The sequence below is a fragment of the Shewanella sp. Sh95 genome (assembly GCF_001308045.1).
GTDB lineage: Bacteria > Pseudomonadota > Gammaproteobacteria > Enterobacterales > Shewanellaceae > Shewanella > Shewanella xiamenensis.
Genome location: NZ_LGYY01000080.1, coordinates 1 through 204, shown reverse-complemented (window position 1 = coordinate 204; position 204 = coordinate 1). Strand labels below are relative to the sequence as shown.

The 204-nt window shown below is 40.7% G+C and carries 1 rRNA gene; it reads right to left on the bottom strand.

The window, feature by feature from the left end:
* A 16S ribosomal RNA gene (locus AEA42_RS05850) occupies positions 1-73 on the bottom strand; the annotation flags it as partial.
* Positions 74-204 lie beyond the last annotated feature (131 nt).

Below are 204 nucleotides of genomic sequence, written 5' to 3'. Positions count from 1 at the left end.
GCTGCCGCTCGACTTGCATGTGTTAGGCCTGCCGCCAGCGTTCAATCTGAGCCATGATCAAACTCTTCAATTAAAAGTTTTTTGTTTAACTCGCGTTAAACGACTCAATGAATTCTACTGTTTTGATCCGCTTTGCTCACTAAGAAGCATCGCGTTTCAATTCATACATTACTGTATGTACATATTGCTATGAACACTCATTCA